This is a genomic window from Rubrivivax benzoatilyticus JA2 = ATCC BAA-35 (genome assembly GCF_000190375.1).
GTDB classification, from domain to species: Bacteria; Pseudomonadota; Gammaproteobacteria; order Burkholderiales; family Burkholderiaceae_C; genus Rubrivivax; species Rubrivivax benzoatilyticus.
The window spans coordinates 1-14,935 of the sequence record NZ_AEWG01000100.1; the positions used below are offsets into that span (position 1 = coordinate 1).

Sequence of the window (14,935 nt, forward strand, 5' to 3'; positions counted from 1 at the left end):
CCGAGGCCGCGGCGCTGATCCCGGCGCTGCTGGGCCAGGGCGAGCTGGCGCACGACGCCGACCCCGAGGTCGCCGACCCGGTGCGCCGGGCGCTGGTGGCGTTGCCGCGCGCCGCGGCCGACAGCGCCTCGCTGTGGGGCTGGGCGGTGCACGGCGTGGTGCGCGGTGCGCTCGACGAGCCGGCGCAGTACCAGCGCCAGGCTGCCTGGCAGGCGCGGGCGACGGCGGCGCTGGCCGACGCAGGCCAGGCCGCCTCGCCGGCCGCCGCATTCGTGCAAGCTGCGGACGTCTCGGCGCTGGTGCGCGACGCCTTCACGCCCGACGAGGTCTATGCCCAGGGCCGCGCCGCGCTGCACACGCTGTGGCAGCAGGCGGCCTCGGCGCTGCCGGCGGTCGATGCCCGGCTGGCCGAGCGCCGTGCCGAGCTGGCGCGCCGCAGCGCGCTGCATGCCGCGCTGCTGGGCGGCGCGTTGCTGCTCGCCGCCTATCTCTTCGTCTGCTTCGCACGTTCTCTGGAGTCGGGTTTCGCCGCCGTCGGCCAGGAACTCGGCCGCATCGCGCAGGGCGACCTGCGCCCGGCGCCGCTGCCGGCCGGCCGCGACGAGGCCGCCGAGTTGCAGCGCAGCGCCGCCGCGGCGCGAGAGTCGCTGCGCGCGGTCGTCGAGCAGGTGCGCACCGCCGCCGAGACGGTGGCCCGTGCCGGCCGCGAGATCGCCGCCGGAGCCGGCGATCTGTCCACGCGCAGCGGGCAGGCCGCCGCCGGCCTGCAGCACACGCATGCCGCGCTGGAGCGCATCGGCCGCGACGCCGCCGACGGCGAGCAGCGCTCGGGCCGCGCCGCCGTGGCGGCCGACGCTTATGTCCAGGCCGCGCGCGTCAGCCAGCAGACGATGGACGAGGCGGTGCGCACGATGGCGCGCGTCGACGCCTCGGCCGGGCGCATCGCGGCCATCGTCGACACGATCGACGGCATCGCCTTCCAGACCAACCTGCTGGCGCTCAACGCCGCCGTCGAGGCGGCGCGTGCCGGCGAGCAGGGGCGCGGCTTCGCCGTCGTCGCCGCCGAGGTGCGCCTGCTGGCGCGGCGCTCGGCCGACGCGGCGCGCGAGATCCAGGGCCTGATCGGCGAGAACGTCGACGGCGTGCGCGCCGGCAGCGCCGTCGTGCGCCGTGCGGGGGAGCACATGCAGGCCATCGTCGGCGAGGCCGGCGAGGCGCGGGCGCTGGTGGCGACGATCGCCGAAGGCGCGGCACGCCAGGGCCACGAGGTGCGCCAGGTGGTCGCCGCGCTGCAGGCGCTGGACAGCGCGACGCAGCACAACGGCGCGCTGGTCGAGCAGACCGCCGCGGCCACCGCCGAGCTCGAGCGCCAGGCCCGCGAGCTGGTCGCGACGGTGGCGCGCTTTCGCACCGGCGCGGGCAGCCAGGGAGACGTCGAATGAGCGCGCTGCCGCTGTTCCATGGCCACTCCAAACCGGTATCCGACCCGATGAAATTCGATCTCGGCGACACCTCCCGGCCCCTGGCGCGCCTGATGCTGGAACGGGCGCTGGAGATCCACTTCCAGCCCATCGTCTCGCTGGCCGACGGCCGCATCCACGCCCACGAGGCGCTGGTGCGCGGGCCGCGCGGCACCGCGCTGCACGGCGCCGAGGCGCTGCTGGCGCAGGCGCGCCAGGAGGAGTTGCTGCAGGAGTTCGAGGTCGCCTGCGTCGTGCTGGCGCTGGAGCGCTGGGCGGCGATGCGCCAGGCCGGGCGGCTGTTCATCAACATCAGCGCCTCGGCGCTGGTGCGCTGCTTCGCCGGGCGCAGCGCGCAGGACATCGCCCACAGCGTGCAGCGCTGGGGCGTCAACCCGCAGAGCGTGGCCTTCGAGATCACCGAGCACGAACGTGTCGCCGACATCCCGCTGCTCGTCGAGATCGCCGACGGCGTGCACGGCGCCGGCATGAGCTTCGTGCTCGACGACTTCGGCGACGGCCGCTCCAGCCTGCGGCTGTGGTCCGAACTGAACCCCGACGTCGTCAAGATCGACAAGTACTTCAGCCGCGACATCGCGCAGAACCCGAAGCGGCTGCGCACGCTGCGCGCGCTGATGCAGATCGCCGACACCTTCGGCACGATGCTCGTCGCCGAGGGGGTCGAGACGCAGGAAGACCTGCGCGCGCTGCGCGACCTGGGTTGTCCGCTGGCCCAGGGCTACCTGCTCGGCCGCCCGGCGGCGTCGCCGCGCGCCGCCCCCGAACCCGAGGCGCTGTCGGTGCTGGGTGACCGCCAGATCGCCGTGCTGCCCACCGAACGCACCGCGCCGCTGCCGCGCCGGCTGAGCCAGGCCAAGATCGTCGAGGTGCCGCCGGTCGGGCTGGACGCCAGCAACGACCAGGTCGTCGCGATGTTCACCGCGCATCCCGAATGGCACGCCATCGCGCTCGTCGACGGCGATCGCCCGGTGGCGCTGGTGGGCCGCCAGCAGTGCCTGGACCGCTACGCCAAGCTCTACTTCAAGGAGGTCTGCGGGCGCAAACCCTGCCTGGCCTTCGCCAACACCGAGCCGACGCTGGTCGACGTCAACGCCGGCATCGACGAGCTCGCCGAGTTGCTGACCTCGCCCGACCAGCGCTACCTGAGCGAAGGATTCGTCTACGTCGACAACGGCCGCTACCGCGGCCTGGGCACCGGTCAGCAGCTGGTGCGCCAGGTGACCGAGAGCCGCATCGAGGCCGCGCGCCACGCCAACCCGCTGACCTTTTTGCCCGGCAACAGCCCGATCAGCGAGCACATCGAGCGCCTGCAGGCCGCCGGCGCGAGTTTCGTCGCCTGCTACGCCGACCTGGCGCAGTTCAAGCCCTTCAACGACCACTACGGCTACTGGTGCGGCGACCGCATGATCAAGCTGCTGGCGGCGACGATCCAGGCCCATGCCGACCCGCGGCGCGACTTCGTCGGCCACGTCGGCGGCGACGACTTCGTCATCCTGTTCCAGAGTGCCGACTGGCGCGCACGCTGCGAGCGCATGGTGGCCGATTTCGACGCCGCCGCGATCGGCCTGTACGACGCGGACGCGCAGGCCGCCGGCGGCATCCGCGCCGAGGACCGCCACGGCGTCGAACGTTTTTTCGGCTTCGTCTCGGTCTACATGGGCGTCGTCGAGGTCGCGGCCGGCACGCTGTTCCGCAGCGCGTCCGATGTCGCCAGCGCCGCGGCGCGCGCCAAGCAGACCGCCAAGCAGACCGGTCTGTCGATCCACGTGCAAGGCGTGGCGCCGCTGACGGCGCTGCGGCCGGCCGAGGGCGTGACGCCGCTGCCCTGAGCCGGCCCGCGCGCCGGCGCGGTGCTCAGTCGTCCAGCGAGACCGCCTCGTCGCCCGGTGCGGCGCTGCAGTCGGCCGGCAGCGGCGGGCCGCCGCGGCGCACGACGGCGCGGCCGCCGGCATGGCAGAACTCCAGCCGCTGCGCGCCCGGCAGGCGGCCCTGCACGAAGGCCTCGATCGACGCCGGCAGGCTGACGTGCATCGTCAGCGCCTGCAGGTCGGCCAGCGGGTGGTCGCGCACGTGCAGGTAGGGCACGAGCTGGGCGGCGAAGACCAGCGCGTGCGAGCCCACCGCCACCGCCGTCGGCGTGTAGCCCTGCGCACGCAGCCAGGCCTGGGCCTGTTCACGCGGCTCGGCATCGGCGGCCAGCGGCTGCCAGGCGTCGGCCAACAGCTCGGCGACCCACTGGTTGCAGTTCTGGTAGCGCGTCGACCAGGCGTGGGCGTTGGCGCTGTAGGTGCCGCCCAGCAGGCGCAGCGCGCGGGCGTTGTCCAGCGCCGCGGCCTGCACCGCGCGGCCGTCGGCGGCCGGCAGCAGCAGCACCGAGACGAAGCCGCGCTCGGCGTCGTCGGTGCCCGAGACGAAACCGGCCAGACCCTGGTCGAACAGCCGCGGGCGGGCCTCGTCGCAGGCGTAGTAGAGCTGGCGCACCGCCCAGGGCGCGAGCGGGTGCTCGCGCAGTGCCAGCGCGGCGTGCGAGTAGCGGATGCCGAATCGGCCGAGGTCGGTGCCCGAGCGCGCCACCAGCGCCGCGGTGGCGTCCGAGCGCAGCAGCGCCTGGCGCACGAGCCCGGCGAACTGCAGCAGGCGCGACTGCTGCAGCGCGCTCATCGTCACCGGCCGCGCGCACAGGCCGGGCAGCGCGGCGGCGGCCGGCGTGGCGAGCGTGCCCAGCAGGGCCGCCGCGGCGGCGGCCCGGCGCATCAGAGCGTGACGGCGCGCGGCGCCAGCTCGCGCTGCGGCGCGTCGTGCAGCGCGAGGAAGAAGGGCTCGGGCGCGTCGCCGCGGCGGAACTCGTAGCCATAGCCGCGTTCACGCGCCCGGATGCGTTCGCCGGTGGCCAGCGGCTGCGCCAGCGCCCCGGCGGGCACGTACAGGCGCAGTTCGGCGCCGGCGTCGTCCAGGCGCTGCAGCGTCAGGCGCAGCTCGCCGGGTCGGCCCGGGGCCTGGGCCACGTCGACGACGCGGTAGTCGCCGGCGACACGGTCCGCGGCCCGGCTCGAGCTGTCGCTGGAACCCTCGATCGAGTGCGAGACGCTGGCCGACGAGGCCGACCCCGCACTGGAGGCCGAGGACGCCAGACTCTCGGCGTGGGCGTTCAAGGTGGTGGCGGCCAGCACGGCGGCCGCGAGCAGGGCGGGGCGGATCGTCTTGAAAGGCATCGGGGCGCGAAGGCAGGTCGGAACACCGAGCGTACCCGGATTCGCGGCCCTGGTTGCCGCGGCCACCGGTGGCGGGCGGGCGCCGCTTGCGCGCCGCCGGCCCGTCGCAGCGATGCGCCGCCGTCCCCCGATCCGCGGGGGATAGGGGCCGGGACAGCCTTCATGGACGCGCTGCGGTGCCCGGCCTACGCTGCCGCGGCCACGGCCGGCCCGGGCCGTCACGACACCCACGAGGAGATCACCATGCGCCCCTGGCTGCGTCGCGCCGTCCTGCCCCTGTCCGCCTGGCTCGCGTGTGTCTCGCCACTGGCGTCTGCCGACGACGGCAGCGTCGCCGTCGCCGGGCTGCGCGGCCCGGTGAGCGTCGTGCGCGACGTCGACGGCGTCGCCCACGTGCGCGCGCAGACCGAACGCGACGCGCTGTTCATGCAGGGCTGGCTGCACGCCGAGGACCGGCTGTTCCAGGCTGACACGCTGCGCCGCACCGCCAGCGGCACGCTGGCCGAGCTGGTCGGCGCCTCGGCGCTGGCGCAGGACGTGCAGCTGCGCACGATCGGCCTGCGCCGTGCCGCCGAGAAGTCGCTGACGGCGGCCTCGCCCGAGCTGCGCGCCGGGCTGGAGGCCTATGCTGCCGGCGTCAACGCCTGGGTCGCGGCGCACCCGCTGCCGGCCGACTACACGCGGCTGCGGCTGACGAAGTTCAGCCCCTGGACGCCGGTGGACAGCCTGGCGATCGGCAAGCTGGTGTCGTTCCAGCTCTCGTTCGACTTCGACACCGATCTCACCAGCGCCTGGCTGGCCTACCGCGCCGCGCTGGGCGACGAGCGGCTGGCGCAGGCGCTGTTCTTCGGCGACGTCTACCGCGCCGCGCCCTTCGACCCGGCGTCGACGCTGCCCGACGCCGGCGGGCCGCTGCCCTGGAGTGCCGCGGCGGCCGGATCGCAGCCGTCGGCGGTGCCGGCGACGCTGGCGCCGCTGCTCAGGCGCCAGCTCGAGCGCACGAAACGCGTGCCGCTGCTCGAGCGCGTGCTCTCGCGGCGCCAGCACCAGATCGGCAGCAACGAGTGGGCGGTCAGCGCGCGGCTGACGGCCGACGGCCGGCCGCTGGTGGCCAACGACCCGCACCTGTCGCTGGGCATGCCGTCCAATCTCTACGACCAGCACCTCGTCAGCGCCGACGGGCTGGACGCGATCGGCAGCAGCTTCCCCGGCGTGCCCTGGATCGTGCTCGGCCAGAACCGGCGTGTCGCCTGGGGCTCGACGACCAGCGCCTATGACGTCACCGACGCCTACGCCGAGCGCATCGTCGCCGCCGGCACCGCCAGCGGCCTGGCCTCGGTGTACCAGGGGCAGAACGAAGCCATCGTGCCGATCCCGGTCAGCTTCCGGGTCAACGCGCTCGACCCGTCGCGCACCGACGCGCTGGACACCGTGCCGCCGAGCGTGCAGGTGCCGCCGGTGGTGCTGCTGGTGCCGCGCCACGGCCCCGTGGTGCAGCTCGACGCCGCGGCCGGCAGCGCCATCACGATCCAGTGGATCGGCGCCAGCGCGACACGCGAACTCGACGCCTACCGGCTGCTGAACCGCGCCGCCAGCCTGGAGGACGTGCGCGCCGCGCTGCAGTATTTCGACGTCGGCTCGCAGAACTTCGTCGTCGGCGACGTCGACGGCCGCATGGCCTGGTACACCAGCGGCGAGATCCCGCTGCGCGAGGACCTGCAGGCCGGCGGCGTGGCCGGCGCGCCGCCGTTCCTGGTGCGCAACGGCCAGGGCGGCAACGAATGGCTGAAGAAGGCCTCGCCCGGGCCGACCGACGCCAGCGGCTACGAGACGCTGCCGTTCGCCGAGATGCCGCAGGCCGTCGACCCGCCCGAGGGCTTCTTCGTCAACGCCAACAACGACCCCGCCGGGCTGACGCTGGACAACGACCCGCTGAACCAGCGCCGCCCCGGCGGCGGGCTGTACTACCTGGGGCCGGGCTTCGACTTCGGGCTGCGCGCCGGCCGCATCACCCAGCGGCTGCAGGCCGCGATCGCCGCCGGCCCGGTGACGCGGCGCGAGATGGCGAGCATCCAGGCCGACACCGTGCTCGTCGACGCCCAGGTCTTCGTGCCGTGGCTGCTGCGGGCCTACGACGGCGCCCGCGCCGCCGGCGCCCCGGCGGCGCTGCAGGCGCTGGCTGCCGACACGCGCGTCGCCGAAGCCGCCGAGCGCCTGCGCCGCTGGGGCTTCGACACGCCGACCGGCATCGAGACCGGCTACGACGCCTCGGACTTCAACGGCCAGCGCCGCGCGCCGACGCCGCGCGAGATCGACGCCAGCGTCGCCGCGACGATCCACGCCGTCTGGCGCGGCCAGGCGATCGCGCTGGGTCTGGACCGCACGCTGGCCCAGTACGGCCTGCCGCAGCCGGGCAGCCAGGAGGCGATGAAGTCGCTGCGCCACCTCGTCGAGCGCGACGGCATCGGCCTGTCCGGTGTCGACTTCTTCGCCTGGACCGGGCTGCCCGAGGCCGCGCAGCGGCGCGACTACGTGCTGCTGAAGGCGCTGCAGGACGCGCTGGAGCGGCTCTCCGGGCCGGCCTTCGAGCGCGCCTTCGGGCGTTCGACGGCCCCGGGCGACTGGCGCTGGGGCAAGCTGCACCGCATCGTGCTGGCCGGGGTCTTCGGCGACGAGAGCATCCCCGGCGCGACGCCGGGCTTCGAGCCCTCGGTCGCCGGGCTGCCCGGGCTGGCGGTCGACGGCGGGCTGGGCACGGTGGACGTCGCCAACCACTCGCCGCGTGCGGCCGACGACGGTGCGTTCATGTTCTCGTCAGGCCCCAACCGGCGTTATGTCGGCGCGCCCGGCCCGGGCGGCATCCCGGCGCGGTCCATCCTGCCCGGCGGGCAGAGCGGCGTGCTCGGCAGCGAGGACTACGCCAACTTCCTCGGCCGCTGGCTGAGCAACGAGACCTATCCGTTCCGCGTCACGGCGGCGGAGATCCAGCGCGCGGCCGTCAGCCGCACGCTGTACCGTCCGGCACGCTGAACGCGCGCGCTTTGCGGCAGCATCGGGGGTGATGAACCGCTCCCGATGCCTTCCGACGCTGCGCCTGGGCGCGGCCATCGCCGCGGCGGCCCTGGCCGCCGGCTGCACGACGGCGCCCCGGCCGGCCGACGCGCCCGAGCGCCCGGCCGACGTGCGCCAGCGGGTGCAGTCGCTGCTGCCGCCGGCCCTGGCCGACCGCGCCGGCTGGGCGCAGGACCTGCAGGTCGCGTTCTCGGCGCTGGGCGTGGAGCCCAGCGTCGAGAACCTCTGCGCCGCGATCGCGGTGGCCGAGCAGGAGTCCGGCCTGCGCGCCGACCCGCCGGTGCCACGGCTGGGCGAGATCGCGCGCCGCGAGCTCGAGGAACGCGCCGAACGGGCCGGCGTGCCGCGCCTGGCCGTCGCCGCGGCGCTGGTGCTGCCGTCGCCCGACGGACGCTCGTGGAACGAACGCCTGGCCGCGGTGAAGACCGAACGCGAGCTCAGCGAGCTGTACGAGAGCTTCATCGACCGCGTGCCGCTGGGCCGGCGATTCCTCGCCAGCCGCAACCCGGTGCGCACCGGCGGGCCGATGCAGGTCTCGGTGGCGTTTGCCGAGCGCCAGGCCGAGCGCGGCTACCCGTACCCGCTGAAGGGCTCGGTGCGCGACGAGGTCTTCACGCGCCGCGGCGGGCTGTACTTCGGCGTCGCCCATCTGCTGGACTACGAGGCGCCGTACGACGCGCTGATCTACCGCTACGCCGACTTCAACGCCGGCCGCTGGGCCAGCCGCAACGCCGCGTTCCAGAACGCGCTGGCTGCCGTCACCGGCATCCCGCTGGTGCCCGACGGCGACCTGCTGCCGCCCGACGCCGGCCGCGACACGCCGCCCGGCGCCACCGAGACTGCGGCACGTTCGCTGGCCTCGCGCCTGGGCCTGGACGCCGACGACATCCGCCGCGAACTGGCGCAAGGCGAGGGGCCGGGATTCGAGCGTTCGCGGCTGTGGCAGCGTGTGTTCGCGCTCGCCGAACGCCAGGGCCGCACGCTGCCGCGCGCCGCCTTGCCGCGCATCACGCTCGAAGGACCGAAGATCCAGCGCAAGCTGACCACCGAGTGGTTCGCGCGGCGCGTCGACGAGCGCCAGCGCCGCTGCGTCGCGCGCGCCGATTCGCCCGCGTGAGAACGTGGATCGCGCCGCGCTGGCAGACTGCGTGCACTCAGGAGTCCACGATGCTGCGTTCCACGATCTGCTCTTTCGCCGCGGCGGCCACGATGGCCGCCGTGTCGCCGGCCGCGCTGGCGGCGCTGGAAGTCGGCGCCAAGGCGCCCGACTTCACCACCGATGCCGCGCTGGCCGGCAAGCCGACGCGCTTCGCGCTGGCCGACGCGCTCTCGCGCGGGCCGGTGGTGCTGTTCTTCTTCCCGAAGGCCTTCACGTCCGGCTGCACCGTCGAGGCGCACCTGTTCGCCGAGGCCACGCCGCAGTTCGAGAAGCTCGGTGCGACCGTCATCGGCGTCTCCAACGACGATCTGCCGACGCTGCAGCGCTTTTCCAGCGAAGCCTGCCGCGACAAGTTCGCCGTCGCCTCCGACGCCGACTCGCGCGTGATCCGCGCCTATGACGCGAAGATCGCCTTCCTGCCCGGCATGGCCAAGCGTGTGTCCTACGTCATCGGCCGTGACGGCCGCGTCGCCTACGTCTGGGAGAGCCTCGACCCCGACGAGCACGTTTCGCGGACGATGGCGGCCGTCGAGAAGCTCGTCGGCCGCAAGGCGCCGGCGGCGAAGTGAGCGGCGCGATGCGACGGCTGAAAAAAGGGGTCAGGTCTTGTGAGACCTGACCCCCGACTTCCGGCCGTCGCCAGGCCTCAGCCCTGCTCGGCCGGCGTGCGGATCAGGTAGTCGAAGGCCGACAGCGCCGCCTTCGCGCCTTCGCCGGTGGCGATGATGATCTGCTTGTACGGCACGGTCGTCACGTCGCCGGCGGCGAAGATGCCCGGCACGCTGGTCGCGCACTTCGGGTCGATGACGATCTCGCCGAAGCGGCTCAGCTCCAGCGTGCCCTTCAGGAACTCGGTGTTGGGCACGAGGCCGATCTGCACGAACACGCCGGCCAGTTCGACGTGGTGCTCGGCGCCCGAGACACGGTCCTTGTAGCGCAGGCCGTTGACCTTCTGGCCGTCGCCGGTGATCTCGGTCGTCTGCGCGTTGGTGTGGATCGTGACGTTGGGCAGGCTCTTGAGCTTGTCGACCAGCACCGCGTCGGCCTTCAGCTGGTCGAGGAACTCGATCAGCGTCACGTGCTCGACGACGCCGGCGAGATCGATCGCGGCCTCGACGCCGGAGTTGCCGCCGCCGATGACGGCGACCTTCTTGCCCTTGAACAGCGGGCCGTCGCAGTGCGGGCAGTAGGCCACGCCCCGGGTCTTGTACTCCTGCTCGCCGGGCACGTTGACGTTGCGCCAGCGCGCGCCGGTGGCCAGGATCACCGTGCGCCCCTTCAGCTCGGCGCCGTTGGCCAGCTTGACCGTCGCGTGGGCGCCCGGCTGCGGCGCCGGGACCACGGCCTGCACCTGCTGGCCGACGTTGACGTCGACGGCGTAGGCGCGCACGTGGGCTTCCAGCGCGGCGGCGAACTTCGGCCCTTCGGTCTCCATCACCGAGACGAAGTTCTCGATGGCCAGCGTGTCCAGCGTCTGGCCGCCGAAACGTTCGGCGACGATGCCGGTGCGGATGCCCTTGCGCGCGGCGTAGATCGCCGCCGCGGCGCCGGCCGGGCCGCCGCCGACGATCAGCACCTCGTACGGCTCCTTCTTCGCCAGCTTGGCGGCGTCGCGCGCGGCGGCGCCGGTGTCGACCTTGGCCAGGATCTCGCCGATCTCCATGCGGCCCGAGCCGAAGGGCTGGCCGTTCAGGAACACCGTCGGCACGGCCATGATCTGGCGCGCGTCGACCTCGGCCTTGAACAGGCCGCCGTCGATCGCGACGTGGCGCACGCGCGGGTTCAGCACCGCCATCAGGTTCAGCGCCTGCACGACGTCGGGGCAGTTGTGGCAGGTCAGCGACATGTAGGTCTCGAAGACGAAGTCGCCTTCCAGGCCCTGGATCTGCGCGATCGTGTCGGCGTCGAGCTTGGGCGGGTGGCCGCCGGCCTGCAGCAGCGCCAGCACCAGCGAGGTGAACTCGTGGCCCATCGGGATGGCCGCGAAACGCACGCCCATGTCGGCGCCAGCGCGGCTGATCGAGAACGACGGGCGGCGCGCGTCGTTGCCGTCGTAGCGCACGCTGATCAGCGCCGACAGCGGCGCGATGTCCTCGAGCAGCGCCCGCATCTCGGCCGAGGCCGGGCGGTCGTCGAGCGAGGCGACGAGTTCGATCGGCTGCTGCAGGCGCTCCAGGTAGGCCTTGAGCTGGGTCTTGAGGTTGGCGTCGAGCATGGCGGTGTTCCTGTTGGCGATGCGGGGAGGGAAGGGCGTCGCCCTGTCGTCAGCGCCCGTCCCGCGCGGGGGGCTGGCGACAGGGGCCCGGGAGCCGGGCCCTGTCGGCAAAACGCCCGGGCGAGCCGGGCGTCCGTGGGGCCCGCTGGGGCGGGCCGGGGTGCCGGGCGGCTTAGATCTTGCCGACCAGGTCCAGCGACGGGGTCAGCGTCGCGGCGCCTTCCTGCCACTTGGCCGGGCAGACCTGGCCCGGGTGCGAAGCGACGTACTGGGCCGCCTTGACCTTGCGCAGCAGCTCGCTGGCGTCACGGCCGATGCCGTTGTCGTGGATCTCGCAGAGCTTGATCTGGCCTTCGGGGTTGATGACGAAGGTGCCGCGCAGCGCCAGGCCTTCCTCTTCGATCATGACCTCGAAGTTGCGCGTCAGCGTGCCGGTCGGGTCGCCGATCAGCGGGTACTTGACCTTCTGGATCGCCGGCGAGGTCTCGGCCCAGGCCTTGTGCGCGAAGTGGGTGTCGGTCGACACGCCGTAGACCTCGACGCCCAGCTTCTGGAACTCGGCGTAGGTGTCGGCCAGGTCTTCGAGTTCGGTCGGGCAGACGAAGGTGAAGTCGGCCGGGTAGAACACCACGACGCTCCACTTGCCCTTGAGGCTTTCTTCGGTGACGTCGAAGAACTTGCCGGTCTGGTAGGCGGTGGCCTTGAACGGCTTGACTTGGGTGTTGATCAGCGACATGGGGAGACTCCTCTGATGGTTGGGTCGGTGAGAGACGCGAGTGAAGGAGAACGCGACCAGGAGACTGTAGCGGCCGGTCTCGATGTTGGCAGTCGATCGTTTCAATCAGGACCATTGAGCACGGCTATAGCCGGCCCGAAATGAAAAAGCCGCGCGTGCCCTGCCGGGAACGCGCGGCCTTCATGGCGAGCCAGGCGCTTGTCAGGCGATCACGCCCCGCTCGCGCAGCAGTTCGATGACCCGGTCGGCGGCCCGTTCGGCGGTCAGCTCGGTGGTGTCGATGCGCATCTCGGGGTTTTCCGGCGGCTCGTACGGCGAATCGATGCCGGTGAAGTTGCGCAGCTCGCCTCGGCGCGCCTTCTTGTACAGGCCCTTGACGTCGCGGCTCTCGGCGACGTCCAGCGGCGTGTCGACGTGCACCTCGATGAACTCGCCGTCGGCGACCAGCGAACGCGCCAGCCGGCGCTCGGCGCGGAACGGCGAGATGAAGGCCGTCAGCACGATCAGGCCGGCGTCGACCATCAGCCTGGCGACCTCGCCGACGCGGCGCACGTTCTCGACGCGGTCGGCCTCGGTGAAGCCGAGGTCCTTGTTCAGGCCGTGGCGCACGTTGTCGCCGTCGAGCAGGTAGGAGTGGCGGCCGAGCGCGTGCAGCCGCTTCTCGACGAGGTTGGCGATCGTCGACTTGCCGGCGCCCGACAGCCCGGTGAACCACAGCACCACCGGCTTCTGGCCCTTCTGCAGCGAGCGCGCGGCCTTGTCGATGTCGACGTGCTGCAGGTGGATGTTGTGCGCGCGGCGCAGCGCGAAGTGCAGCATGCCGGCGCCGACGGTGTTGTTCGTCAGCCGGTCGATCAGGATGAAGCCGCCGGTCTCGCGGTTGGCCTGGTAGGCGTCGAAGGGCACGGCGCGGTCGAGCGCGATGTTGCAGACGCCGATCTCGTTCAACTCCAGCTGCTTGGCCGCCAGGCGCTCCAGCGTGTTGACGTTGACCTTGTACTTGGGCTCGGTCACCGAGACGCTGACGGTGCGCGTGCCGAGCTTCAGCAGGTAGGGCCGGCCGGGCAGCATCGGCTCGTCGGCCATCCAGACGATCGAGCACTCGAACTGGTCGGCGACCTCGGCCGGCGCGTCGGCGGCGGAGATCACGTCGCCGCGCGAGATGTCGACCTCGTCGGCCAGCGTCAGCGTCACCGACTGGCCGGCGACGGCCACCGGCAGGTCGCCGCCGTGGGCGACGATGCGCGCGACCGTGCTCTCGCGGCCCGAGGGCTGCACGCGCACGCGGTCGCCGGGGCGCACGCTGCCGCTGGCGATCAGGCCGCAGAAACCGCGGAAGTCGAGGTTGGGGCGGTTGACCCACTGCACCGGCAGGCGCAGCGGCCCGTTCTGCAGCCGCGTCTCGTCGATCTCGCAGGTCTCGAGAAAGCCCATCAGCGTCGGGCCGTGGTACCAGCCGGTCTGCGTGCTCGGCTCGGTCATGTTGTCGCCCTTCAGGGCCGACAGCGGGATCGTCGTGATGTCGGCCAGGCCGATCTGCCGGGCGAACTCGCGGTACTCCTCGTCGATGCGGTTGTAGACCTGCTGCGAGTAGTCCACCAGGTCCATCTTGTTGATCGCCAGCACCACCTTGCGGATGCCGATCAGCGAGACGAGGTAGCTGTGGCGGCGGGTCTGCGTCAGCACGCCCTTGCGCGCGTCGACCAGGATCACCGCGACGTCGGCGGTCGACGCGCCGGTGATCATGTTGCGCGTGTACTGCTCGTGCCCGGGCGTGTCGGCGACGATGAACTTGCGCCGGTCGGTGCTGAAGAAGCGGTAGGCGACGTCGATCGTGATGCCCTGCTCGCGCTCGGCGGCCAGGCCGTCGACGAGCAGCGCGAAGTCGATGTCGCCGCCTTGCGTGCCCCACTTCCGGGAGTCGGCCTCGATGGCCGCGAGTTGGTCCTCGAACAGCATCTTCGACTCGTACAGCAGGCGCCCGATGACGGTGCTCTTGCCGTCGTCGACCGAGCCGCAGGTGATGAAGCGCAGCAGGCTCTTCTTCTCGTGCTGTTCGAGATAACGCTCGATGTCGGTGGCGATGAGGTCGGAAACGTGCGCCATCTCAGAAGTACCCCTCTTGCTTCTTCTTCTCCATGGAAGCGGCCGTGTCGTGGTCGATCATGCGGCCCTGGCGTTCGCTGGTGCGCGTCAGCAGCATCTCCTGGATGATGTCGACCAGCGTCTCGGCTTCGGACTCCACGGCGCCGGACAGCGGGTAGCAGCCCAGCGTGCGGAAACGCACCTTCTTCATCATCGGCTGCTCGCCGGGCTTCAGGCGCATGCGCTCGTCGTCGACCATGATCAGCGTGCCGTCGCGCTCGACCACCGGCCGTTCGGCCGCGTAGTACAGCGGCACGATGGGGATGTTCTCGAGGTAGATGTACTGCCAGATGTCGAGCTCGGTCCAGTTCGAGATCGGGAAGACGCGGATCGACTCGCCCTTGTGCTTGCGGCCGTTGTAGAGGTGCCAGAGCTCGGGACGCTGGTTCTTCGGGTCCCAGCGGTGCTGCGCGGTGCGGAACGAGAAGATGCGCTCCTTGGCGCGGCTCTTCTCCTCGTCGCGGCGGGCGCCGCCGAACGCGGCGTCGAAGCCGTGGTGGTCCAGCGCCTGCTTCAGGCCCTGGGTCTTCCACATGTCGGTGTGGATCTGCGAGCCGTGGTCGAACGGGTTGATGCCGCGTTCCATGGCCTCGGGGTTGTGATGGACCAGCAGCTCCATGCCGAGCTCGCGCGCCATGCGTTCGCGCATCGCGTACATGTCGCGGAACTTCCAGGTCGTGTCCACGTGCAGCAGCGGGAACGGCGGCGGCGCGGGGAAGAAGGCCTTGCGCGCCAGGTGCAGCATCACCGCGCTGTCCTTGCCGATCGAGTAGAGCATCACCGGCTTGTCGGCCTCGGCGACGACTTCTCGCAGGATGTGGATGCTCTCGGCTTCCAGGCGCTGCAGATGGGTCAGGTTGATCGGTGGATGCATAGGCCTCGTGCTCGGTGGTCTCGTGCTGCGCCGCAGCAAGC

11 protein-coding genes are annotated in these 14,935 nt (G+C 72.4%); 5 read left to right on the plus strand and 6 right to left on the minus strand.

From position 1 onward, the window contains the following. Together RBXJA2T_RS11700 and RBXJA2T_RS11705 are read left to right on the plus strand one after the other, a co-directional pair. A partial coding sequence (locus RBXJA2T_RS11700; RefSeq protein ID WP_009857584.1) for a methyl-accepting chemotaxis protein occupies nt 1–1,442 on the plus strand: 1,442 nt, incomplete at its 5' end. Nucleotides 1,443–1,489: 47 nt separating this feature from the next. Then, entirely contained in the window at nt 1,490–3,310 is a 1,821-nt protein-coding gene (locus tag RBXJA2T_RS11705) for an EAL domain-containing protein (protein WP_237704884.1), read from the plus strand. 25 nt (nt 3,311–3,335) lie between these two features. On the opposite strand, the gene RBXJA2T_RS11710 is transcribed toward RBXJA2T_RS11705, so the two are convergent. Beyond that, nucleotides 3,336–4,235, minus strand: coding sequence for a DUF2145 domain-containing protein (locus tag RBXJA2T_RS11710; RefSeq protein WP_009857586.1), 900 nt, complete (start codon nt 4,233–4,235; stop codon nt 3,336–3,338). Next, the gene (locus RBXJA2T_RS11715; protein ID WP_009857587.1) at nt 4,235–4,693 is read right to left on the minus strand and encodes a hypothetical protein; all 459 of its coding nucleotides are present in this window, start codon (nt 4,691–4,693) and stop codon (nt 4,235–4,237) included. Before RBXJA2T_RS11715 ends, RBXJA2T_RS11710 begins: the two co-directional genes overlap by 1 nt. Before the next feature lie 162 nt (nt 4,694–4,855). On the opposite strand from RBXJA2T_RS11715, the gene RBXJA2T_RS11720 reads away from it, so the two are divergent. The 3 genes from RBXJA2T_RS11720 to RBXJA2T_RS11730 are packed head-to-tail and all read left to right on the plus strand — an operon-like array spanning nt 4,856 to nt 9,493. After that, the gene (locus RBXJA2T_RS11720; RefSeq protein ID WP_009857588.1) at nt 4,856–7,723 is read left to right on the plus strand and encodes a penicillin acylase family protein; all 2,868 of its coding nucleotides are present in this window, start codon (nt 4,856–4,858) and stop codon (nt 7,721–7,723) included. A 31-nt stretch (nt 7,724–7,754) separates the two neighbouring features. Then, nucleotides 7,755–8,882, plus strand: a complete 1,128-nt coding sequence (locus RBXJA2T_RS11725; protein WP_009857589.1) for a DUF1615 domain-containing protein — start codon at nt 7,755–7,757, stop codon at nt 8,880–8,882. A 50-nt stretch (nt 8,883–8,932) separates the two neighbouring features. Beyond that, on the plus strand, nt 8,933–9,493 hold the full coding sequence (locus RBXJA2T_RS11730; RefSeq protein WP_009857590.1) for a peroxiredoxin: 561 nt from the start codon (nt 8,933–8,935) through the stop codon (nt 9,491–9,493). A 77-nt stretch (nt 9,494–9,570) separates the two neighbouring features. Here the strand turns inward: RBXJA2T_RS11730 and ahpF are convergent, their stop codons facing one another. From ahpF to cysD, 4 genes are all read right to left on the minus strand, one after another. After that, nucleotides 9,571–11,139, minus strand: a complete 1,569-nt coding sequence (gene ahpF, locus RBXJA2T_RS11735) for an alkyl hydroperoxide reductase subunit F (RefSeq protein ID WP_009857591.1) — start codon at nt 11,137–11,139, stop codon at nt 9,571–9,573. A 172-nt stretch (nt 11,140–11,311) separates the two neighbouring features. Further along, complete coding sequence (ahpC, locus tag RBXJA2T_RS11740; RefSeq protein WP_009857592.1) at nt 11,312–11,875, minus strand: alkyl hydroperoxide reductase subunit C; 564 nt, start codon at nt 11,873–11,875, stop codon at nt 11,312–11,314. Between the two features lie 201 nt (nt 11,876–12,076). Continuing rightward, entirely contained in the window at nt 12,077–13,981 is a 1,905-nt protein-coding gene (cysN, locus tag RBXJA2T_RS11745) for a sulfate adenylyltransferase subunit CysN (protein ID WP_009857593.1), read from the minus strand. Between the two features lies 1 nt (nt 13,982). Next, complete coding sequence (gene cysD / locus RBXJA2T_RS11750) at nt 13,983–14,894, minus strand: sulfate adenylyltransferase subunit CysD (RefSeq protein WP_009857594.1); 912 nt, start codon at nt 14,892–14,894, stop codon at nt 13,983–13,985. Nucleotides 14,895–14,935: the final 41 nt, after the last annotated feature.

Excerpts from the sequence above, each read along its gene's own strand:
- cysD (WP_009857594.1), bottom strand. The coding sequence starts at position 14,894 with ATGCATCCACCGATCAACCTGACCCATCTGCAGCGCCTGGAAGCCGAG.
- RBXJA2T_RS11710 (WP_009857586.1), bottom strand. The coding sequence starts at position 4,235 with ATGCGCCGGGCCGCCGCCGCGGCGGCCCTGCTGGGCACGCTCGCCACG.
- ahpF (WP_009857591.1), bottom strand. The coding sequence starts at position 11,139 with ATGCTCGACGCCAACCTCAAGACCCAGCTCAAGGCCTACCTGGAGCGC.
- RBXJA2T_RS11720 (WP_009857588.1), top strand. The coding sequence starts at position 4,856 with ATGGACGCGCTGCGGTGCCCGGCCTACGCTGCCGCGGCCACGGCCGGC.
- cysN (WP_009857593.1), bottom strand. The coding sequence starts at position 13,981 with ATGGCGCACGTTTCCGACCTCATCGCCACCGACATCGAGCGTTATCTC.
- RBXJA2T_RS11730 (WP_009857590.1), top strand. The coding sequence starts at position 8,933 with ATGCTGCGTTCCACGATCTGCTCTTTCGCCGCGGCGGCCACGATGGCC.
- RBXJA2T_RS11715 (WP_009857587.1), bottom strand. The coding sequence starts at position 4,693 with ATGCCTTTCAAGACGATCCGCCCCGCCCTGCTCGCGGCCGCCGTGCTG.
- RBXJA2T_RS11705 (WP_237704884.1), top strand. The coding sequence starts at position 1,490 with ATGAAATTCGATCTCGGCGACACCTCCCGGCCCCTGGCGCGCCTGATG.
- RBXJA2T_RS11725 (WP_009857589.1), top strand. The coding sequence starts at position 7,755 with ATGAACCGCTCCCGATGCCTTCCGACGCTGCGCCTGGGCGCGGCCATC.
- ahpC (WP_009857592.1), bottom strand. The coding sequence starts at position 11,875 with ATGTCGCTGATCAACACCCAAGTCAAGCCGTTCAAGGCCACCGCCTAC.